Here is a 21,456-nt window from a genome sequence, read left to right as displayed (position 1 = left end):
AGGCATCGTGAGTTTTGTGGAAACGGATGAACAGAAGGCCCTGCGCAGTGCGGTGGCAGGCCTCGGTGGCCGGTTCGGGCACGAGTACTTCCTGGAATGCGCGCGCAGCGGACGAAAGACCGACGAGTTGTGGTCGGAAGCAGGCAAACTCGGCTTCATCGGGGTGAATCTCCCGGAGGAGTACGGGGGCGGCGGCGCCGGGATGTACGAACTGTCGATTGTCATGGAAGAACTCGCCGCCATCGGTAGCGGTCTGCTGATGATGGTTGTCTCGCCTGCCATCTGCGGCAATGTGATCGCGCGGTTCGGTACCGACGAACAGAAACAGACGTGGCTGCCGGGCCTGGCCTCCGGGACGATCACCATGGCCTTCGGTATCACCGAACCCGACGCGGGTTCGAACTCACACAACATCACCACCACTGCTCGGCGTGACGGCGAAGAGTGGTTGCTGTCGGGACGAAAGATCTATGTCTCTGGTGTGGATCAGGCACAGGCCGTGTTGATCGTGGCACGAACCGAGGACTCCAAGACCGGACGACTCAAGCCGGCACTGTTCATCGTGCCCACCGATGCGCCGAACTTCGAGTTCAACCAGATAGCGATGGATCTGGTCAACCCCGAAAAGCAGTTCCTGCTCTTCCTCGATGACGTTCGCCTGCCGTCGAACGCACTTGTCGGATCCGAGGACGCTGCGCTCAGTCAGTTGTTCGCCGGACTGAACCCGGAACGGATCATGGCTGCTGCCACCGCGGTCGGCATGGGCCGGTACGCGTTGGGGCGGGCAGTGGAATACGTCAACGAACGGACGGTCTGGAAGACGCCGATCGGTGCCCACCAGGCAATCGCGCATCCGCTCGCAGTCGGCAAGATCGAGATGGAGCTGGCCAAGCTGATGATGCAGAAGGCCGCGACCCTGTATGACGCCGGCGATGATTGGGGTGCCGCCGAACCGGCCAACATGGCGAAATATGCGGCCGCCGAGGCCTGCGTGAAAATCGTTGATCAGGCCGTACATTCGTTGGGCGGCAATGGATTGTCCACCGAATACGGGCTGGCGCCGCTGCTCAACCTCTGTCGTATCGCACGGGTCGCACCGGTGAGCCGGGAGATGATCCTGAACTTCGTGGCGCAGAACAGCCTGGGCCTTCCGAAGTCGTACTGAGGACGCACTGACAGGATGAGCAGATGAACGAGGTTGTCCGATATCGGGTCGATGCTGGGGTCGCCACCATCACGCTGGACTCGCCTGCCAACCGCAACGCGATCTCGATGTCGTTGGTGGAGCAGCTCTTTGCGCGGCTGCGCGGAGCTGCCGACGACCCGCAGGTGCGGGTGGTGGTGTTGACGCATACCGGTGGAACCTTCTGCGCCGGAGCTGATCTCAGTGAGGCGGGACAGTCACGCCCGGAGGTGATGATCGACCTGATGCGCGCGATCCTGGAATTGCCGAAACCTGTGATCGGCCGGATCGACGGCCACGTGCGGGCCGGTGGATTCGGTTTCGTCGGTGCGTGCGATCTTGTTGTCGCGGGCCCGACGAGCACATTTGCGCTGACCGAGGCCCGGATCGGCGTGGCTCCTTCGATGATTTCACTTGCGGTCCTGCCTCGACTGACCTCACGCGCAGCCGGTCGGTACTTCCTCACCGGTGAGAAGTTCGATGCGAATGTCGCAGATCAGATCGGCTTGATCACCGTCGCCGCTCCCGACGCGGCTGCCGTCGACCAGGTCGTGGCCCGGTGGTGCGCTGACCTGCGCAAAGGTTCCCCGCAGGGACTGGCTGCCAGCAAGAAGCTGACCACCGCCGCCATCTTGGCCGCATTCGATGCCGACGCGCAGCGCCTGGCGTCGGAGTCGGCGGCACTGTTCGGCTCCGACGAGGCCAGAGCCGGCATGATGGCGTTCCTGAACAAGCAGCCCCCACCGTGGCTGGCGGACCGATGACCCGCGGTGCCACGCGGTCACCGCAGCAGGAACGCAGCCGGGCGACCCGTCAGCGCCTTCTCGACGCCACCATCGATGTCCTGGCGACCGACGGATGGGCCGCGTGCAGTGTGGGCGTGGTGGCCACCCGCGCGGGCGTGTCCCGGGGCGCGGCACAACACCATTTCCCGACGCGGGAAGACCTGATCACCGCGGCACTCGAGCACGCGTTCGAGCTCCTCACGCTGCGTGCCGTCGAGGAGACCAACCGGCTACCGCAGGGCGAGGGGCGAATAGAGGTCGCGGTGTCGACCGCGGTGGAGTTCTACACCGGCGTGGAGTTCAAAGCGGCATTGCAGGTGTGGTGTGCGGCGGCGTCTGACCAGGCACTCAAGGAGCTGATACTCCCGCTGGAAGGCCGATTCGGTGTTGCGGCACACCGGATGACAGTGCAGATGCTCGGTGTCGACGGTACCGATCCGCGCATCCACCGGCTCGTGCAGGCAACCCTCGATTTCGCTCGGGGGCTGGGGTTGGCCGACACCTTGTCCGACGACTCGGCGCGACGCAAACAGGTGGTTGGCACCTGGGCGCAGGTGCTGCAGGCGTCGTTGTCCTGACTCGGGTGAACCGATGAAGTGCAACCTGTTGGTTGCATAAATGGCGATGGATGTGCAATCCTTTGGTTGCAGGAAGAAAATCGTCGACCTTGAGGAAACCATGACAGTGGAACTTGATCGCATCGAAAAGCAGATCGACATCGACGCGCCGGCCGGGCGCGTCTGGACGCTGATCTCGGAACCTGGTTGGTTCATCAACAAGGAACAGATCACCGAGCATCGGATCGAGAAGTCAGGGGATGTCAGCATCATCCATGATCCGAATCATGGGGCTTTTGCGTTCCGGACGGTATCGCTCGACCCGCCGAAATACGCCGCCTTTCGTTGGCTCGCAGATGTCGACGATACCGAGAGCGCATCCACACTCGTCGAGTTCTGGATCGACGAGAGGTCCACTGATTCAGTGACTCTCAGGGTTGTTGAGAGCGGCTTTGCCTCGCTCCCCGGTGATGCGGCCGAGCGGCGCAAGAAGCTCGACGACAACACCAAGGGCTGGAACGTTGAGCTGACTGTTGCCAAAGGCCATGTTGAGGGTGTGCACGCCGATGCCAATGGCTGAACCAGGTCTGACGGTTGTCTTTGCAGCACTGGCCGACGATACCCGGTGGAATCTGTTGGTGCGGTTGGGTAAATCATCCGCATCGGCCTCGTCGCTTGCCGCCGAGTTCCCGGTGTCGCGGCAGGCCATCGCCAAACATCTTGCGGTACTGGAGGAAACTGGCCTCGTCTCCTCGGAGAAGGTAGGTCGCGAGGTGCAGTTCACCGCTGTTGGTGCCCGGTTGAGCATGATCGGCCGGGAACTGGCGAGTATCGCATCAGGTTGGGATCGCCGTCTGGCCGATATCAAGGTGCGTGCCGAAAACCCTTGACCGTGCTTTTAGACCCGTCGGCGAGCTCGGGGGAGGCCGGCGCCGCCATGTCGGAGAACGGGGCCGGTCTGGTAGGAACGGTTCATGACGCAAACTCCGAACACGCAAGCTGTGGTGACGTGCGATGTGCACGATGGGATCGCGCAGGTGCGTCTCAATCGCCCCGACAAGATGAACGCTCTCAACGGTGCGATGTTCGAAGAACTGGTTGCAGTGGGCCAAGACCTGATCGCACGGACCGATATCTCGGCGGTGGTGCTGGCTGGTGAGGGTCGCGGGTTCTGCGCGGGCCTGGACATGGCGGAGTTCGAACGGATGGCATCGGGAGCCGATGCGGTGGTGATCGAACGCCCACGTCTGGGTGCTGCGGCTGCACTGGCCCAGCAGGCCGTGCATGTCTGGTCGCTGGTGCCGGTACCGGTGATCGCAGCTGTGCATGGGGTGGCGTTCGGTGGGGGATTGCAGTTGGCGCTCGGCGCAGACATCCGGATCGTCGGACCGGAGGCCAAGCTGTCGATGATGGAAATCGTCTGGGGCCTCATTCCGGATATGACCGGCACCCAGCTGCTCCCTGAACTCGTCGGACGAGACGTGGCCAAAGAACTTGTCTTCACCGGCCGTCAGATCACCGGAACCGAAGCCGTGACACTGGGATTGGCCACACGTATCAACTTGAACCCGGTGCTCGCGGCGACCACACTCGCCACCGAGATCGCCGGAAACTCCCGCAACGCGCTGTTACATGCCAAGGCGCTGTTGGATCTGGCAGGCCGTACCGATCTGGCAGCAGGTTTGGATGCCGAGCAGGTCGCGATCCGGGAGCTCATCGGATCTCCTGAGCAGATTGCGGTGGTCCGCGAACGCCAAGAAAGCCTGGCCCGCAACAAAAAATGAACTCTGCCCCGCCGGTCGGTGGGACAGAGTTCACTCATCGTGATTGTTGGATGAAACTGCCGGCTACGCTGCCGAACCCCAGGAAGAAGAACCGGACGGCGAGGAGCACGGATTCTGGATCTGCTTGAGGCTGATCGTGTTGGCAAGGATCTGATATCCAGCGGGAGTCAAGTGCAAACCGTCGCCACCGTCGAGATCAGCTCTGATGTATGAGGGTTTGGCAGGATCGGCGATGGCCTTGTCGAAGTCGACGACGCTGTCGGCCGGGCTGCTTTTGAGGATCCACTCATTGACGCGGATACGTAGGGGATTCAATGTGGGATCGGTGGAATCGCCGTAGGTCGCGTTGCCGCCCGACGGCGTGATGGTGCCCTGCACGACACGGATGCCACGTTTGTGCAGCGATGCGACGATGGATTCGTAGCCCTGGGTGAGTGATTCAAACGTTGCACCGTGCCCCAGATCGTTGATGCCTTCGAACAGCACGACAGTACTCACATTCGGCACCGACAGCACGTCTCGGCTGAGCCGGCTGAGCGCTGACGGCCCGGCGGCCGGGTTGGAGCTCGCATCCATGGTGACCATGTTCCCGGTGATCCCGGCGTTTACGACGGTCAACGGGAGCCCTGTGGCATTGACGCGGGCGGCGAGGAAGTCCGGCCAGCGGACGAGTTCGTCGAGCCCTACTGCTGATTCAGGGTAATGCGGTGGCGTTGTGGTTCCCCGATAGCCGTCGGTGAGTGAGTCCCCGAGCGCTACAACCGCCCCGACACCGGGCGTGAGGACGTCCATTCCGGTCGTGAACAGCCGTGACGTGGTGGCGTTGTCGAAGGGCGCTTCACCGACCTCAAAGGTCTGATCCCCAGCGCCTGCGTCCGTTTGGTAGGAGTGCTGACGGGCCGCGAAATGGCGCGTCGGCACAGTGACGGATGCGGGCAGGAAGGTGCTGATCGCCAGGGATTCGCGGGCGGCGAATGGCAGAACGGTGGGGTCGCTGACGACATCGACTCCCACCGGCACCGTCACCGACGTCTGTCCATTGAAGAGCAGCGGGACGGGATCGGCGATTTTCGCGCCTCCGGCTTGTTTTGCCACGCTCGCCCGCCCGATCGTCAGGGGCGCTATTCCGAACAGGTTCGAGAGACGTACACGTAGGACCTCGCCACCTCGAGTGGGGGTGATGATCGAGCGAACGGTCGAGTTGTCAACCGCGACCGCAAAATTGCCGCTGGGGTCGGTAGGGATGCTGCGAGCGCTTGAATCCGACGCGGGTGCGCCCCACGCACCTACCCAGGGTCCCGGTGCCGGACAGTTGATCGGCGCGGGTGCCGCGGTCGCCGGGCCGGATGGTGCGACAGTGAGAGCGGCACCGACCGTGAGGGCGACGAGGGCTGTTCCGGAGAGGCGTTTGGCCGCAGGCCAAAACGCCCCCTTGGTCGGATGAGCCCGAAATTCAGATGACATGAGCGCAACACTAAGTCACGTGGGCCATCAATGAAGGGTGAACGGTGTTTCGTCTAACAAAGTGCCTCGTTGGCCCCTTTAAGGATGGTTCGAGCCGAGGATCGTTGTGGATCAACAGATCTCGCGCAAGCAATCCTTCGCGGCAAGTCACCTCACACCGTCTGTCATGTAGTCAAATGTCTCCTGGGTCATGGATGCCACCTCTCCGAGGTGCCTGCGCATCGCTTCTCGTGCTCCGTCTGCGCTTCCGGCGGAGACGGCCGCCAGGATCGACTTGTGGCCGAGGTACGAGACTTCCCGCGCATAGCGGGTCGAATGTGACAGAACGCGTGTGGTGCAGGTCCATGATCCGGCCAGGGTGTTGATGGCCGACATCAGTGGATTCTGCGATGCCGCGGCGAGCAGCATATGAAACTCGAGGTCGCAGCGCAGCGATTCGTCCGGCGTTGCATCGGTGACTGATCGGCGCAGAACCTCCTCGAGTGCAATGAGATTGGTCGGTGTTGCGCGAAGTGCGGCGAGCGCTGCCAGCCTGGGTTCGATGGTCTCCCGCAGCTCCGCAACATCACGGAGTTGATGCTCGGCATCGGAGAGCTCGGCGTACAGGGTCTGGACCCGTTTGGGCATCGGCATCACGGTGGTACCGCGTCCTGGTCGGCGTTCCACAAGGTGCTTCGACTGCAGTTCATGCATCGCCTCCCGCAAGGACGCGCGTGATACGCCCATGTGAATGGCCAGCTCTCGTTCGGATGGCAGTCGGTCGCCGGGGACGAGTTCACCTGTGGCAATGAGCTTTTCGAGATGTGCCGCGATCGCGGCGCTGACGCTGTCGCGACCGGTGGAGGTGCTGTAGCCGATGGAAAGTGCCTCGACGGGTACAGTCCGTCCGCCCGAGTTCCCAGACCCGATCGTGGGTGACAAATCATGCCTCGCTCGTCCTCGGAATTGTCGACTTGGCCTGACCAATCCGGTTGAATTGGTCTGACCTTAGCCGGGTTCACGAGCGGCCCGCCAGGTGAGGAGGCGATCTGCAACGGGCTGTTAACAATTGCGGCAAATCGAAATCCCAGAACCGGCAATCCTCGTGAATCCACTGGTAGAAGGTCTATTTCGCGTCTTTATGATCCCATTGAGTGGGACTTCGATGTCGCCGACAGGATTCTCTGTTTCATTGGTGTGAACAAGTATCGCCTGCAATTGACGGCGGAATCGCGTCGGCTCTACGGTCGACTTGGTCGGACCAAGTGGTCCCGATTTTCGAGCTGACAATCCGTCAGCGTTCCCTGAAATCTCTCTTTTGGAGCCGCCATGCGCTGGGTTATCCGTTCACGACGTCGTCCGATGGGCCTGACCGCAGCGGACACCGTTGTCGGTCAGGTCGTCGACGATGTCAAGGGCGTCCACTGTCGGATCAGAAAGGCGGATTTCGCACCATGGCACTGAATTCGGGGAGTTCAGGGGCGGGGCGCCTGCGGGGCTTCGACGCCGCGGACATCCGGACGTTCTGCATGCTCGCCCTGACCTTTTCTACGGGTATCTCCGATGCTGTCGGCTACCTCGCGCTCGATAAGGTGTTCACCGCGAACATGACCGGCAACGTCGTGATCATGGGTATGGGCATCGGGCAGGCCGACGGGTTGCCGGTGCTCGGACCCATTCTCGCGCTGGCCGGCTTCATGGCGGGTGCGGCAATGGGAGGGCGGTTCGTCCGTCACGAGAAGGCCAAGTGGACACCGAGGGTCACCGGCGCATTGTTCGCGGTGGCCGCGGTGCTCTGCGCCACCGGCGTCATGCTGCTGGTCGTGCCGATCGACCACGGGCTCACCAAACCGTTGGCAACGGTCCTGCTCGCCACCCCGATGGGGCTTCAGGCGGCAGTGGCCCGGCACGTGGCGGTTGCCGACGTGACAACCGTGGTGGTCACCTCGACGATCACGGGGCTGGCCTGCGATTCGCGGTTCGGTGCCGCGCGCGAGCAGTTGTGGGTGCGACGACTGCTCGCCGTCCTCGCGATCGGCGTCGGTGCACTGGTGGGTGCGGCGCTGCTGTTCATCGATGTCAGCGCCGGGGTCCTGGCATCTGCGGTCATCACAGTTGTGGTCGCGGCGATCGGACACCATCGTCATTCCGGAGAGGACGACGACGCGGTCTGAGTCGACGGTGGATCTGGAATTGCTAAATCGTTCGTCGGAAGGCATCTTTTGGGCTGACAATGATCGCGTGACCCATCCGGGCCGGGTCTGAAGCAGTCGGACGTTCGGGGTGATGTCATGGGAAATGTTGTGACGGATGGCTTTGCCAAGTTGCCGGGAGTTGCGACTGCGCGGTCCTACCGCCGCGAATGGTTGCGGCCGGACATCACCGCCGGGCTCGTTCTGACCGCACTGCTCATCCCGGCGGGAATGGGATACGCCGAGGCGGCGGGGTTGCCTGCCTACGCGGGCCTGTACGCCACCATCGTCCCGCTACTGGCTTACGCGGTGGTGGGACCGTCGAAAATCCTTGTCCTCGGTCCTGATTCGTCCCTGGCACCGCTGATCGCGGCGGCTGTCGTGCCGCTGGCGGTCACCGATGATCCCGAGAGTGCGCTCGCGTTGGCCGGCGTTCTGGGTGTTCTGGTCGGCCTCATCCTCCTGCTTGCCGGCTTCCTGCGTCTCGGATTCGTCACCGACCTCCTCTCGAAACCCATCCGACTCGGCTATCTCAATGCGATCGCCCTGATCGTGGTGGTCGGCCAGTTGCCCAAGTTGCTCGGGTTCTCCGTCGACGCGGACAGCTTGCTCGGCGAGATCTGGGAGACCGTAAAGGCCATCGCGAACGGCGACATCGATCTCCTCGCCGCCACAATCGGTTTCGGTTCGTTGGCCATCATCATCGGATTTCGCATCGCAGTTCCGCGTATCCCCGGTGTGCTCGTCGCGGTGGTCGCGGCGATCATCGTCTCGGCTGCGCTGGGTCTGACGGACGACATCGGGATGGTCGGTGCACTGCCAGAAGGGATGCCGCTGCCGTCGTTCGGTGGCGTCGACTGGGGGGACGTGGCCGAACTCATCGGGCCCGCCGCCGGTATCGCATTGATCGCCTTTGCCGATACCGGTGTTCTCTCGCGCACCTTCGCGGCCCGTCATGGCGAGGACGTGAATGGCAGCACCGAGATGAAGGCGATCGGGGTCGCCAACATCGCAGGCGGAATGTTCAGCGGATTTCCCATCTCCGCGAGTGGATCTCGGACCCCGGTTGCCGAACAGAGCGGTGCCAAGACCCAATTGGCCGGTGTTGTCGGTGCGCTTGCGGTCCTGGTGTTCATCCTCGTCGCGCCCGGCGTCACCGAATATCTTCCCGACGCGACGCTGGGCGCCGTGGTGATCGTCGCCGCGACCGCGCTGGTGGACGTCAACGGGATGATCCGGATGTGGCAGATGAGCCGGACCGAGTTCGGTCTGGCCTCGGCGGCGTTCCTCGGCGTCGCGCTGGTGGGTGTCCTGCAGGGTGTCCTGGTGGCGATCGCACTGTCCTTCATCGCAGTGGTGGCCCGGTCGTGGCAGCCCTACCGCACCGAACTCGTCCAGACGCCTGGAGAACCGGGCTTCCACGACATCGACCGTCATCCCGAAGGACATCGAATCCCGGGACTGGTGCTGGTGCGCTTCGACGCCCCGCTGTTCTTCGCTAACGGAGACGTCTTCGACAACTTCGTGCGATCGGTGGTGGCGGATGCGAAGACGCCCGTCGAATGGGTCATCGTCGCTGCGGAGGCCCTCACCGGACTCGACACCACCGCAGTCGACGAACTCGTCGACCTCGACACGTATCTCGAGGGCAAGGGCATCCATCTGGTTTTCGCGGAGATGAAGGGTCCTATCAAAGACCGCCTCATCCGGTTCGGGGTGGGCGACAGGTTCGGCGCCGGACACTTCTATCCGACCATCGACGCCGCCGTCGCCGCCTTCCGTGATCGTTGCGCCACCTGAGCCTGCGCGGCTTCGGGTCAACCCGTCGTCGAGACTCGGTTGGGCAATTTCCACAGCTCAGTTCACGCCGGTCGTACCCGGAATGATCGCCGAGGAATAGACTTCCGTAAAGGGTGGTTGACGACGCCGAATCCCGCCCTGGGCAGTCGGTTGTCGGCCTCTTCACGAGACCGGCGGAGACCTGCAGAATTGCTTTGGTCTGCGCTGGTGCCGGACGATTTTGACCTGGGCACACCGGGTCGGTAGACTTGACCGCTGGTGCTCGGCCTCCGCATTAATTCAAATGGCCGGGTCCCATCTGCGTGCCTTCACCTGCCACGCTGGGCGTTTTCGACACGCCCGACTAAGGGGTAGGGAAGGCGTTACCTGACCAGGGCTTTTCAACTGGTGGGGCGTACTGCGGAGGTTCCGAGATTTATCGGAAACTTGCCCGGAGCAGAAACCGCAGCAGAGCAGCAAAGAAGACCGCCAACCAAAGGAAGACTCTCAGTGCCAACTATCAACCAGCTGGTCCGCAAGGGCCGTCACGACAAGCCTGCCAAGCAGAAAACGGCAGCGCTGAAGGGCAGCCCGCAGCGACGCGGTGTGTGCACCCGCGTCTACACCACGACCCCGAAGAAGCCGAACTCGGCGCTTCGTAAGGTCGCCCGTGTCCGCCTCACCAGTTCGGTTGAGGTGACCGCATACATTCCCGGTGAAGGCCACAACCTGCAGGAGCACTCGATGGTGCTCGTTCGCGGTGGTCGTGTGAAGGACCTCCCGGGTGTGCGTTACAAGGTCATTCGTGGCTCGCTCGACACCCAGGGTGTCAAGGCCCGCAAGCAAGGCCGCAGCAAGTACGGCACGAAGAAGGAGAAGGGCTGATGCCACGTAAAGGACCCGCACCAAAACGCCCACTCATCAATGACCCCGTATACGGCAGCCCGCTGGTCACCCAGCTGGTGAACAAGATCCTGCTGGACGGCAAGAAGTCGACCGCCGAGCGCATCGTGTACAAGGCTCTCGAGCAGGCCCGCGAGAAGACCGGCACCGACCCCGTCGTGACCCTCAAGCGTGCGCTGGACAACGTCCGCCCCGCCCTCGAGGTCAAGAGCCGTCGTGTCGGTGGCGCCACCTACCAGGTGCCCATCGAGGTCAAGCCCGGTCGCGCGAACACCCTCGCTCTGCGTTGGCTCGTCACCTTCAGCCGTCAGCGTCGCGAGAAGACCATGGTCGAGCGTCTTGCAAACGAGATGCTGGATGCGAGCAATGGTCTGGGCGCTGCAGTCAAGCGTCGCGAGGATACCCACAAAATGGCCGAGGCCAACCGGGCGTTCGCGCACTACCGCTGGTGATACTCAGCAACAGCTGCAAAAACTTTCAATTCAGAGTGAGGAATTAAGTGGCACAGGAAGTGCTCAGCGACCTCAACAAGGTTCGCAATATCGGCATCATGGCTCACATCGATGCCGGCAAGACCACAACCACCGAGCGAATCCTCTTCTACACCGGTGTCAACTACAAGATCGGCGAGACCCACGACGGCGCCTCGACGACCGACTGGATGGAGCAGGAGAAGGAGCGGGGTATCACCATCACCTCCGCTGCGGTGACCTGTTTCTGGAACAAGAACCAGATCAACATCATCGACACCCCCGGGCACGTCGACTTCACCGTCGAGGTGGAGCGAAGCCTGCGTGTGCTCGACGGTGCGGTTGCGGTGTTCGACGGCAAAGAGGGTGTGGAGCCGCAGTCCGAGCAGGTCTGGCGGCAGGCCGAGAAGTACGACGTTCCGCGTATCTGCTTTGTCAACAAGATGGACAAACTGGGCGCCGACTTCTACTTCACGGTGCGCACCATCGAAGAGCGTCTCGGTGCCAAGCCGCTGGTTCTCCAGCTGCCGATCGGCGCCGAGGATGACTTCGACGGCGTTGTCGACCTGGTCGAGATGCGTGCCATCACCTGGCGCGGCGTTGTCCCGTCCGGTACTGAGCCCACCATCGAAGAGATCCCCGCGGATCTGCTCGAAAAGGCGAAAGAGTACCGCGAGAAGATGATGGAGACCATCGTCGAGACCGACGAGGTGCTTCTGGAGAAGTACTTCGGCGGCGAAGAGGTCACCATCGCCGAGGTCAAGGCTGCGATTCGCAAGCTGACCGTCAACCGCGTGCTCTACCCGGTGATCTGTGGTTCTGCGTTCAAGAACAAGGGCGTTCAGCCCATGCTCGACGCGGTCATCGATTACCTGCCGAGCCCGCTCGACGTTCCCTCTGTGGAAGGTCACGCGCTCGGCAACGAAGAAGAGATCCTGTCGCGTAAGCCGTCGGCGGACGAGCCGTTCGCGGCGCTGGCGTTCAAGATCGCCTCGCACCCGTTCTTCGGCAAGTTGACGTTCGTGCGGGTCTACTCGGGCCACATCACGGCCGGCACCGGCGTGCTCAATGCCACCAAGGGCAAAAAAGAGCGCATCGGCAAGCTGTTCCAGATGCACGCCAACAAGGAAATGCCGGTTGAGGATGCCACGGCGGGCCACATCTACGCGATGATCGGCCTCAAGGACACCACCACCGGCGACACCCTGTGTGACGCGGCAAACCCGATCGTCCTGGAATCGATGAGTTTCCCGGACCCGGTCATCAACGTCTCGATCGAGCCGAAGACCAAGTCGGACCAGGAAAAACTGGGTCTTGCGATCCAGAAGCTGGCCGAAGAGGATCCGACGTTCTCGGTCAAGCTGGACAACGAGACCGGCCAGACCGTCATCGGCGGTATGGGCGAGCTCCACCTGGACATCCTTGTCGATCGCATGAAGCGCGAGTTCAAGGTCGAGGCCAATGTTGGTAAGCCGCAGGTGGCTTACCGAGAGACCATTCGCAAGACGGTCGAGAAGCACGACTACACCCACAAGAAGCAAACGGGTGGTAGTGGTCAGTTCGCCAAGGTCATCGTCAAGCTCGAGCCCCTGGTGGATGCCGAAGATGGCGCCACCTACGAGTTCGTCAATGCCGTGACCGGTGGTCGCGTTCCGCGTGAGTACATCCCATCCGTGGATGCCGGCGCGCAGGATGCGATGCAGTACGGCGTACTGGCCGGTTATCCGCTGGTCAACTTGAAGTTCTCTCTGCTCGACGGCGCGTACCACGACGTCGACTCGTCGGAGATGGCGTTCAAGATCGCCGGATCGGCTGCCATGAAAGAGGCAGCCAGGATGGCGGGTCCGGTAATCCTCGAACCGTTGATGGCCGTTGAGGTCACCACACCTGAGGACTACATGGGCGACGTGATCGGCGACCTAAACTCACGCCGTGGTCAAATCCAGGCCATGGAAGAGCGCAGCGGTGCCCGTATCGTTAAGGCATTGGTTCCGCTGTCGGAGATGTTCGGCTACATCGGCGACCTTCGGTCGCGGACCCAGGGCCGGGCAAACTACTCCATGGTGTTCGACTCGTACGCCGAAGTTCCGGCGAACGTGGCGAAGGAGATCATTGCCAAGGCAACGGGCGAGTAATCACCCGTCGCCTCGGCGATAGCGCCATCGGCGCACAACAATTAAGAGATCGCTTGTGCGGGGAAGGGTTTTGAAAAGCCCTTCCCCGACCAAGAACTAAACACACAGTGACCGGGATTGCCCCGGTCGCTCGACAGTCCAGGAGGACAATCAAGTGGCGAAGGCGAAGTTCGAGCGGACCAAGCCGCACGTGAACGTCGGCACGATCGGTCACGTCGACCACGGCAAGACCACGCTGACGGCGGCGATCACCAAGGTGCTGCACGACAAGTACCCGACCCTCAACGAGAGCTTCGCGTTCGATCAGATCGACAAGGCTCCCGAAGAGAAGGCTCGTGGTATCACGATCAACATCTCGCATGTTGAGTACCAGACCGAGAAGCGTCACTACGCCCATGTCGATGCTCCTGGTCACGCGGACTACATCAAGAACATGATCACCGGTGCTGCTCAGATGGACGGCGCGATCCTCGTGGTTGCCGCCACTGACGGCCCGATGCCGCAGACTCGCGAGCACGTGCTGCTCGCCCGTCAGGTGGGCGTGCCGTACATCCTTGTCGCGCTGAACAAGGCCGACATGGTTGACGACGACGAGATCATCGAGCTGGTCGAGATGGAGGTGCGTGAGCTCCTCGCCGCCCAGGATTTCGATGAGGACGCCCCCGTCATCAAGGTCTCGGCACTCAAGGCTCTCGAAGGTGATCCCGAGTGGGTCAAGACCATCGAAGAGCTCATGGACGCTGTCGACGAGAGCATCCCGGAGCCGGTTCGCGAAACCGAGAAGCCGTTCCTGATGCCCGTGGAGGACGTGTTCACGATCACCGGTCGTGGAACCGTTGTCACCGGTCGTGTGGAGCGTGGCGAGGTCAAGGTGAACGAGGAAGTCGACATCGTCGGCATCCGCGAGAAGACCACCAAGACCACCGTCACCGGTATCGAGATGTTCCACAAGCTGCTCGACTCGGCACAGGCCGGCGACAATGCCGGACTGCTGCTGCGTGGCCTCAAGCGTGAGGACGTCGAGCGTGGACAGGTCATCATCAAGCCGGGTACCACCACCCCGCACACCGAGTTCGAGGGCCAGGCTTACATCCTGTCGAAGGACGAGGGTGGACGGCACACCCCGTTCTTCAACAACTACCGTCCCCAGTTCTACTTCCGTACAACTGACGTGACGGGCGTTGTGACCCTGCCCGAGGGCACCGAGATGGTCATGCCCGGTGACAACACCGAGATGACGGTCAAGCTGATTCAGCCGGTCGCCATGGACGAGGGCCTGCGCTACGCGATCCGTGAAGGTGGCCGCACCGTTGGTGCCGGTCGCGTCACCAAGATCATCAAGTAAGCAGTAGTGCCCAGCTAGAAGCGAAAGCGCCCGATCCCTTTGGGGTCGGGCGCTTTTGTCTGTCCTGGACCGGAAAACTATCTGTTTACACGGTTTACAAGTACCTACCTCCAAAGATACGATTAGGAAAATTCGTTCCAATGGAGGTTCTCGGACCATGTCCACAAAGTTCTCGGAGATACCCGCCGGTTCCGACCTCAAGGAGATCCCGTTCTCGACGCGCAACGGGGCGCTCGAGGTGCTTGCGATGCGGCGGGATCCCTTCAAGCATGCGGACGAGCGACATGCGAAGTTCGGCAGGGTTTCCGGGATCAATGCGTTCGGCCAGAAGATCGTCGTGGCGTCCGGGCCTGCGGCGGCCGACGAGCTGCTGATGAACAAGAAGAAGGCCTTCGCCAACGGGCCTGCGTGGTCCTATCTGATCGGCCCATTCTTCAACCGGGGCGTGATGTTGCTCGACTTCGACGAGCATCGCCATCACCGCCTGATCCTGCAGCAGGCCTTCAACACGAAGGTACTCAAGGGCTATATGGATGCCATGCAGCCGATGATCCGGCGGCGGATGGAACAGTTCCCGACCGGAGATGTGCTGCTGTTCAAGGAGTTCAAGGCGCTGACCCTTGATGTGGCCCTCGAGGTGTTTCTCGGCATGGAGCTGTCGAAGGCCGAAGCCGACCGGATCAACAAGGCATTCCTGGAGACGGTGCAGGCAGGCACCGCGGTGATCCGTAAGCCCGTCCCCGGAACCCGGTGGTGGCGCGGAGTGCGGTCTCGCAAGATCCTCGAGGAGTTCTTCTACAAGCATATCTCCGCAAAACGAGCCGCCCGGACACCGGATCTGTTCTCACAGCTGTGCTTTGCCGAAAGCGAAGAGGGACATCGGTTCACCGACGAGGACGTCGTGAACCACATGATCTTTGTGCTGATGGCCGCACATGACACGTCGACCATCACGATGACCCAGATGTGCTACCAGATGGCGAAGGCGCCACAGTGGCAGGAGCGGGCCCGTTCGCAGTCGCTCGAACTGGGGTCGGAGTTGTCGTATGAGGATCTCGCGGCGCTGACCGATCTCGACTTCGTGATGAAGGAATCGCTGCGACTGTGTCCGCCGGTGCCTGCTCATCCACGAACCGCTGTGCAGGACACCGAGATTCAGGGCTATTTCGTTCCGAAGGGCACGATGGTCGCTGTGCCGAGCCAGGCGAACCACGTGGACGCGGAGTATTGGAAGGATCCGTGGACCTTCGACCCGGAACGGTTCAGCAAGGAGCGAGCCGAGGACAAGGTGCACCGGATGGCGTGGAGTCCGTTCGGCGGTGGCGTACACAAGTGCATCGGCCTGTATTTCGGTCAGATGGAGATCAAGACGATCATGCATCATCTGCTGCGCAACTTCGAGTGGTCGGTGCCCGCCGGCTACGAGATCCCGATGGACTACAGTTCCCTGCCGATCCCGAAAGACGGACTGCCGGTGACCCTGCGCCGCAGGTGACCGTCGAGCGTGCCGAACCGACCATCGAGTGGGCCGATCTGCCGGAGCTGCCGACGGCAGAACTGCTGTGGGCAGCAATCTCTTTCGTGGATCGGCGCGATTCGGCACGCTGGGCGACATGAACAACATTCAGAACGGCAACAGCACGATCGACGATGAATTGGTGAGCAGGCTCTTTCATCAACGCGTTGTCGTGCTCGGTGACCAGCTCGACCAGACGTTGGGCAACCGGCTCTGCAGCCAGCTACTTCTTCTGTCTGCCGAGGATCCGCACAAGGACATCAGCTTCTGGATCAATTCACCGGGCGGTTCGGTGCCTGCGATGCTCGCGATCATGGACGTGATGCGGGCCATCCCGAATGACGTGAGCACCTTGGCAATCGGGATAGCCGCCAGTGCGGGCCAGTTCCTGTTGTCGGCAGGCACGCCAGGCAAACGATATGCGCTCACGCACTCGCGGATCCTGATGCACCAGGGATCATCCGGTATCGGTGGTACGGCCGTTGATGTGGAATTGCAGGCCGACGATCTGCGGCATACTCGCGATACGGTGCTCTCGCTGATCGCAGCCAACACCGGAACGCCGCTCGAGCGGATCGTGAGCGACTCCCTGCGTGACAGGTGGTACACCGCCGCGCAGGCTGTGGACTATGGGTTCGTCGATCGGGTTGTCGACGGCGTCGAAGACATCTACCCGGCATTCGCACGTCCGGTTGCGTTGGGCGGCAAGCGATGAGCAGCTACACCGTGCCTTACGTGATCGAGAAGACCGCGGGCGGCGAGCGCTCACTGGACGTGTACAGCCGGTTGCTCTCGGAGCGGATCGTCTATCTCGGAACGGAAATCGATGACGGCGTTGCGAACGTGCTGATCGCCCAGATGTTGCACCTCGCATCTGACAGTGCCGGGCAACCGATCAACCTCTACATCAACTCGCCGGGTGGTTTTCCGTCGGCAATGCTTGCCGTCTACGACACCATGCGCTTCATCAGCTGCGATGTCGCGACGACGTGTGTGGGTCAGGCCGTCGGTGCCGCGGCCGTCCTACTGGCCGGAGGTACTGCCGGACAGCGGGGGATTCTCCGCCACGGACGAGTGGTGTTGCATCAGCCGGCCATCGAGGGGAAGGGGTCGATCCCGGACCTGATCATCCATGCCGATGAAGTACTTCGCGTGCGGGGTGAATTGGAGGAGTTGTTGTCCCGGCATACCGGAAAAGACCTCGAGACCTTGCGGCGCGACACGGACCGCGACCTCATTCTGCGCGCCGACCAAGCAGTCGATTACGGTCTCGCCGACGAGATACTCCAGGCCCGTTTGTAGGTGCAATTCACCGGGCGGGGCCTTGTCGTACCGGCGCTGTCTGAGCTGTTTCGGTGCGGGCGCTCCACGCCCGTCGCAGCCTGACCTCCGAATGCGCCGCCGTCACAGGGCCCTTCCGGATGGTGCTCAGGAGACCATCCGGAGGCTCACGTGGCCGCCGGGGCGGCGCATCGTTGCCGTCGTGCGCTGAACTCCGCCGACCGCGGTAACGGCAGGCCGTGGCCGGGCGAGGTCTTCGAGTACCTCGGCGACGCCGCGGGTGACCTGCAGGAGTGAGAGTCCGAGGGCGCCGCTGACGGCGGCCAAGATCTCGGACGATGGTTCCTTGCGGCCACGCTCGATCTCGGACAGATATTGCGGTGAGACCCCGGCCTCGGCGGCGATGTCGGTGAGTATGCGTTGTTGTTCGGTGCGTACCCGCCGCAGGACAGTGCCGAGTGCTTCACGCCAGAGCAGCTCGATCGACACGGGGTCGGGGTCGGCAACGCGGGTGAGATATGGGCCCATGGGTTCGACGATAGTTGGCACGCTCGCCGGGCGGTGGCGGGATCTGCTGTGGGCAGAATCCGGAAATACATAGCGAGTGATTGCTCGCGATGTTAGATTGTCCGCAAAGTTCGTGATGGAGGTCACTGATGAGCGTGCAATTGGACAACACCCGGGGTGCCGAGGATACCGGCGGGCGGTCCTACGACCTCGTGGTTCGTGGCGGGACCTGGTTCGACGGAACCGGGGCGCCGGGCCTGGCTCGCGATCTCGGGATCCGCGACGGTCGTGTAGTGGAGGTATCGGCCCGGCCGCTGCCGGTCGGATCGAGGACACGCGTGATCGAGGCGGGCGGCCAATGGGTGATGCCGGGATTCATCGACGTCCACACCCACTACGACGCCGAGGTGCTGGTCGCCCCGGGGCTGGGGGAGTCGGTGCGCCACGGAGTCACCACGGCGTTCATCGGTAACTGTTCGCTGTCCACCGTCTATTCCAGCCCGATCGATTCGGCGGACCTGTTCAGCCGGGTCGAAGCCCTGCCGCGGGATCAGGTCATCGCCGCGCTCGAAGGCGGTAAGACCTGGACCGATCCGGCGTCGTATATCGAGGCGATCGAACGGCTGCCGCTCGGCCCCAACATCGCGGCCTTCCTGGGTCACTCGGATATCCGCGCCGACGTCATGGGTTTGGGACGGTCCACGGACCGCGCCCACAGGCCGAGCCGGGGTGAGATGGCCAGGATGCTCGAAGCTGTCGAAGAAGCGCTGGACGCGGGCTTCCTCGGGGTCTCGGCGATGACGAATCCCTGGGACAAGCTCGACGGAGACCGCTACCGGTCTCGATCGTTGCCGTCGGTCTACGCGCGCTGGAGTGAGCGCCGCAAGATCAACAAGGTGCTGCGGCGGCGCGATCGGGTGCTGCAGACCATTCCGAACCTCAACACCAAATACGACATCCTCTTCTTCCTCGCCTCGAGTACCGGACTGGGCCGCAAACCACTCAAGACCTCGGTGCTCGCCGCCGCTGATGCGAAGTCGGATCGGTGGGTGCGCCGGATATTCGGTCCGATCTCCACGGTTGCCAACTCCTGGGGACGGGGGGCGCTGCGGTGGCAGCATCTACCGGTCCCGTTCCAGGTGTACAGCGACGGCATCGACCTGGTGGTATTCGAGGAGTTCGCGTCGGGCCGGGCGGCCCTGCACCTGCGAGAAGAGATGGGGCGCAACGACCTCCTGACGGACCCCGAATACCGACGTTGGTTCCGCGAGGACTTCGAGAAGAAGTTCAGCCCGCGGATCTGGCACCGGGACTTCGACGACGCGGAGATCACCGACTGCCCCGACGCCTCGGTGATCGGCAAAACCGTGGAACAGGTGGCGCGTGAGCGCGGCATCCACAACACCGATCTGTTCCTCGATCTGGTCGTCGAACACGGCACTGCATTCCGGTGGCGCACCGTGATCACCAACGACCGCCCGGACATCGCCGACTGGCTGATCAACCAGAACGGCGTGACCGTCGGCTTCTCCGACGCCGGCGCGCACCTGCGCAACATGGCGTTCTACAACTACGGAATCAGGTTGCTGCAAAGGGTGAAAGAAGCCCAGGGCGGAGCGCGGACCCCTTTCCTCACGGTTGAGGCCGCCGTCCACAAACTCACCGGTGAACTCGGTGAGTTCTACAACCTCGACGCCGGATTCCTGCGCGTGGGTGACCGTGCCGATCTTGTGGTCGTCAACCCGCACGGGTTGAATGATGAGAGCAAGGAATATGCGGAAGAGCCGATGGCTGAGTTCGGGGGGATCAAGCGGATGGTCAACAGGAATGACGACGCGGTGAGCGCGGTGGTGGTATCCGGCGAATACCTATATGGCCGTGGGCAATTCGCGCCCGGATTCGGTACCAGTACGCGCAGTGGACAGTTTTTGCGGGCCGGGGCCGCCGGTGACAAGAAGCCGACTGTCGTCGAGGTTGCTTCGTGAGTTCTACCGCAGGCACTGAGCACGAGATCATCCCGCCACCACGGCGTACCCAGGAGCAGCGACGAAACGCCACGAAGGGCCGGCTGGTGCAGGCCTGTGTGGATTCCTTGTGTGAACTCGGCTATCAGCGCAGCACCATCAGTGAGATCTGTGCCCGCAGCGGAGTGTCGCAGGGTGGTCTGTTCCGGCACTTCCCGACCCGACTGGATCTGGTCATCGCGGCAGCGGACGACGTGCGGCAGAAGCAGTTCGAGGCATTCTCGCAGTCATTGGCGTTACTGGGGGCGGGGACGCTGTCGGACTGTATGCGACTGCTGCGTGCGGCTTGCCGGGCTCCGATCAACGGCGCCTGGTACGAGCTGCTCGTTGCGGCCCGCACCGATGCCGCATTGCGGGAACAACTGGCGCCCTTGGCATCCGAGTATCACGACCAGATTGCCGCCTTTGCGCGTACGTTGCCTGCGGTCCAATACCTTCCGGAGGGGCAGATCGAACTGATCGTACTGACGGTGGTTCATCTATTCGACGGTGAATCTGTCATGGCTACGGTCAATCCGCAGCCCGCGCGCGATGAGGCACGGCTCGAACTGCTACTCCGCTGGTTGTCGGGGCCTTCGGAATGACGGTCGGATGATGGGACTTCCGTCCTATGCGGAATTGGCCGAGGAGGCCGTTGTTGTCTCGTTGCCGATGAACGTGCGGTTCCGGGGCATAACCACCCGAGAAGTGCTGTTGTTCCGAGGTCCGGCGGGGTGGGGCGAGTTCGGCGCCTTTCCCGAGTACGACGATGTCGAGTCGTCGGCGTGGCTGGCGGCCGGTATCGAGGCCGCGTACCTGGGGCCGCCGGAGCTGATCCGGGACCATGTCACGGTCAACGCCACGGTGCCTGCCATTCCCGCGCACGAGGTCGCGGCGCTGCTCGCTCGGTTCCCGGGCGCCACCACTGCCAAGGTCAAGGTCGCGCAGGAGGGGCAAACCCTCGACGACGACGTCGCGCGGGTGGCCGCGGTGCGCGAACACATCGGCTCCGTGCGGGTGGATGCAAACGGGAAGTGGACTGTCCCGCAAGCGATCACGGCGTTGCGGGCGCTCGGCGAACTCGAGTATGCCGAGCAACCCTGCGCCACCTTGGAAGAACTGGCGGCAGTGCGGGCGGCGGTGCGCACTCCGATCGCCGCCGATGAGAGCATCCGCCGGGCCGAGGATCCGTTGCGGGTGATCGAGGCCAAGGCCGCCGACGTGGCGATCCTGAAGGTCGCACCGCTGGGCGGGATGCGACGGGTCCTGGATCTGGCTGCTCAGATCCCGATCCCGGTGGTGATCTCCAGCGCACTGGATTCGGCGGTGGGCATGTCCGCCGGTGTTGCCGCCGCAGCGGCGCTGCCGCTGGCACCCCCGGCCTGCGGCCTGGGAACAGGAGGTCTGTTCGTCACCGATGTGGCCGAGCCGTTTGTGCCCGACGGCGGGATGGTGACACCCCGGCGGGTTGAGGTCGACATCGCGTCCGTCCCGCTCGCCTCCGAGGAGCGTCGTCGCTGGTGGCTGGACAGATTGCGCCGATGTCATGCGGTGCTCGCAGCGAGCTGAACGC

Annotated in this window: 22 protein-coding genes; 19 read left to right on the top strand and 3 right to left on the bottom strand. The window is 62.8% G+C overall.

Annotated features, from left to right (window positions below):
• Positions 1 to 7 precede the first annotated feature (7 nt).
• From AC1TQG_RS03195 to AC1TQG_RS03170, 6 genes are all read left to right on the top strand, one after another.
• Entirely contained in the window at positions 8 to 1,165 is a 1,158-nt protein-coding gene (locus AC1TQG_RS03195) for an acyl-CoA dehydrogenase family protein (protein WP_482135487.1), read from the top strand.
• Positions 1,166 to 1,188: 23 nt separating this feature from the next.
• Positions 1,189 to 1,947 carry an enoyl-CoA hydratase family protein gene (locus tag AC1TQG_RS03190; RefSeq protein ID WP_482135486.1) on the top strand — a complete coding sequence of 253 codons (759 nt, stop codon included), beginning with the start codon at positions 1,189 to 1,191 and terminating at the stop codon, positions 1,945 to 1,947.
• Positions 1,944 to 2,546, top strand: a complete 603-nt coding sequence (locus tag AC1TQG_RS03185; protein ID WP_482137245.1) for a TetR/AcrR family transcriptional regulator — start codon at positions 1,944 to 1,946, stop codon at positions 2,544 to 2,546. The genes AC1TQG_RS03190 and AC1TQG_RS03185 overlap by 4 nt, the downstream gene beginning before the upstream one ends.
• Positions 2,547 to 2,646: 100 nt before the next feature.
• Positions 2,647 to 3,105, top strand: a complete 459-nt coding sequence (locus AC1TQG_RS03180; protein WP_482137244.1) for an SRPBCC family protein — start codon at positions 2,647 to 2,649, stop codon at positions 3,103 to 3,105.
• Positions 3,092 to 3,415: an ArsR/SmtB family transcription factor gene (locus AC1TQG_RS03175; protein WP_482135485.1), complete on the top strand. Its 324-nt coding sequence runs from the start codon at positions 3,092 to 3,094 to the stop codon at positions 3,413 to 3,415. Before AC1TQG_RS03180 ends, AC1TQG_RS03175 begins: the two co-directional genes overlap by 14 nt.
• 84 nt (positions 3,416 to 3,499) lie before the next feature.
• Positions 3,500 to 4,309: a crotonase/enoyl-CoA hydratase family protein gene (locus AC1TQG_RS03170; protein ID WP_482135484.1), complete on the top strand. Its 810-nt coding sequence runs from the start codon at positions 3,500 to 3,502 to the stop codon at positions 4,307 to 4,309.
• A 63-nt stretch (positions 4,310 to 4,372) separates the two neighbouring features.
• Here the strand turns inward: AC1TQG_RS03170 and AC1TQG_RS03165 are convergent, their stop codons facing one another.
• Both AC1TQG_RS03165 and AC1TQG_RS03160 read right to left on the bottom strand, forming a co-directional pair.
• Positions 4,373 to 5,773 carry a GDSL-type esterase/lipase family protein gene (locus AC1TQG_RS03165; protein WP_482135483.1) on the bottom strand — a complete coding sequence of 467 codons (1,401 nt, stop codon included), beginning with the start codon at positions 5,771 to 5,773 and terminating at the stop codon, positions 4,373 to 4,375.
• 147 nt (positions 5,774 to 5,920) lie between these two features.
• A complete protein-coding gene (locus AC1TQG_RS03160; RefSeq protein ID WP_482135482.1) occupies positions 5,921 to 6,694 on the bottom strand; it encodes a FadR/GntR family transcriptional regulator in 774 nt (257 codons plus the stop codon).
• A gap of 512 nt (positions 6,695 to 7,206) precedes the next feature.
• Between AC1TQG_RS03160 and AC1TQG_RS03155 the strand changes: the two genes are divergently transcribed.
• From AC1TQG_RS03155 to AC1TQG_RS03110, 10 genes are all read left to right on the top strand, one after another.
• Positions 7,207 to 7,926 carry a YoaK family protein gene (locus tag AC1TQG_RS03155; RefSeq protein WP_482135481.1) on the top strand — a complete coding sequence of 240 codons (720 nt, stop codon included), beginning with the start codon at positions 7,207 to 7,209 and terminating at the stop codon, positions 7,924 to 7,926.
• 117 nt (positions 7,927 to 8,043) lie between these two features.
• Entirely contained in the window at positions 8,044 to 9,744 is a 1,701-nt protein-coding gene (locus AC1TQG_RS03150) for a SulP family inorganic anion transporter (protein ID WP_482135480.1), read from the top strand.
• A gap of 489 nt (positions 9,745 to 10,233) precedes the next feature.
• Positions 10,234 to 10,608: a 30S ribosomal protein S12 gene (gene rpsL, locus AC1TQG_RS03145; RefSeq protein ID WP_482135479.1), complete on the top strand. Its 375-nt coding sequence runs from the start codon at positions 10,234 to 10,236 to the stop codon at positions 10,606 to 10,608.
• A complete protein-coding gene (rpsG, locus tag AC1TQG_RS03140; protein ID WP_482135478.1) occupies positions 10,608 to 11,078 on the top strand; it encodes a 30S ribosomal protein S7 in 471 nt (156 codons plus the stop codon). The genes rpsL and rpsG overlap by 1 nt, the downstream gene beginning before the upstream one ends.
• A gap of 47 nt (positions 11,079 to 11,125) precedes the next feature.
• Positions 11,126 to 13,231: an elongation factor G gene (gene fusA, locus AC1TQG_RS03135; protein WP_482135477.1), complete on the top strand. Its 2,106-nt coding sequence runs from the start codon at positions 11,126 to 11,128 to the stop codon at positions 13,229 to 13,231.
• 154 nt (positions 13,232 to 13,385) lie between these two features.
• Positions 13,386 to 14,576, top strand: a complete 1,191-nt coding sequence (gene tuf, locus AC1TQG_RS03130) for an elongation factor Tu (protein WP_482135476.1) — start codon at positions 13,386 to 13,388, stop codon at positions 14,574 to 14,576.
• Positions 14,577 to 14,733: 157 nt separating this feature from the next.
• On the top strand, positions 14,734 to 16,071 hold the full coding sequence (locus AC1TQG_RS03125) for a cytochrome P450 (RefSeq protein WP_482135475.1): 1,338 nt from the start codon (positions 14,734 to 14,736) through the stop codon (positions 16,069 to 16,071).
• On the top strand, positions 16,068 to 16,193 hold the full coding sequence (locus AC1TQG_RS03120) for a hypothetical protein (RefSeq protein WP_482135474.1): 126 nt from the start codon (positions 16,068 to 16,070) through the stop codon (positions 16,191 to 16,193). The genes AC1TQG_RS03125 and AC1TQG_RS03120 overlap by 4 nt, the downstream gene beginning before the upstream one ends.
• Positions 16,190 to 16,807, top strand: a complete 618-nt coding sequence (locus tag AC1TQG_RS03115; protein ID WP_482135473.1) for a ClpP family protease — start codon at positions 16,190 to 16,192, stop codon at positions 16,805 to 16,807. Before AC1TQG_RS03120 ends, AC1TQG_RS03115 begins: the two co-directional genes overlap by 4 nt.
• On the top strand, positions 16,804 to 17,394 hold the full coding sequence (locus tag AC1TQG_RS03110; protein WP_482135472.1) for a ClpP family protease: 591 nt from the start codon (positions 16,804 to 16,806) through the stop codon (positions 17,392 to 17,394). Before AC1TQG_RS03115 ends, AC1TQG_RS03110 begins: the two co-directional genes overlap by 4 nt.
• Before the next feature lie 126 nt (positions 17,395 to 17,520).
• Here the strand turns inward: AC1TQG_RS03110 and AC1TQG_RS03105 are convergent, their stop codons facing one another.
• Positions 17,521 to 17,901, bottom strand: coding sequence for a helix-turn-helix domain-containing protein (locus AC1TQG_RS03105; RefSeq protein WP_482135471.1), 381 nt, complete (start codon positions 17,899 to 17,901; stop codon positions 17,521 to 17,523).
• Between the two features lie 128 nt (positions 17,902 to 18,029).
• On the opposite strand from AC1TQG_RS03105, the gene AC1TQG_RS03100 reads away from it, so the two are divergent.
• The 3 genes from AC1TQG_RS03100 to AC1TQG_RS03090 are packed head-to-tail and all read left to right on the top strand — an operon-like array spanning position 18,030 to position 21,452.
• On the top strand, positions 18,030 to 19,865 hold the full coding sequence (locus AC1TQG_RS03100) for an N-acyl-D-amino-acid deacylase family protein (RefSeq protein ID WP_482135470.1): 1,836 nt from the start codon (positions 18,030 to 18,032) through the stop codon (positions 19,863 to 19,865).
• Positions 19,862 to 20,488: a TetR/AcrR family transcriptional regulator gene (locus tag AC1TQG_RS03095; protein ID WP_482135469.1), complete on the top strand. Its 627-nt coding sequence runs from the start codon at positions 19,862 to 19,864 to the stop codon at positions 20,486 to 20,488. The genes AC1TQG_RS03100 and AC1TQG_RS03095 overlap by 4 nt, the downstream gene beginning before the upstream one ends.
• A gap of 7 nt (positions 20,489 to 20,495) precedes the next feature.
• A complete protein-coding gene (locus AC1TQG_RS03090) occupies positions 20,496 to 21,452 on the top strand; it encodes an o-succinylbenzoate synthase (RefSeq protein ID WP_482135468.1) in 957 nt (318 codons plus the stop codon).
• Positions 21,453 to 21,456: the final 4 nt, after the last annotated feature.

This window comes from Williamsia sp. Y844 (assembly GCF_056786475.1).
This window is presented reverse-complemented; position numbering and strand designations above follow the sequence as displayed.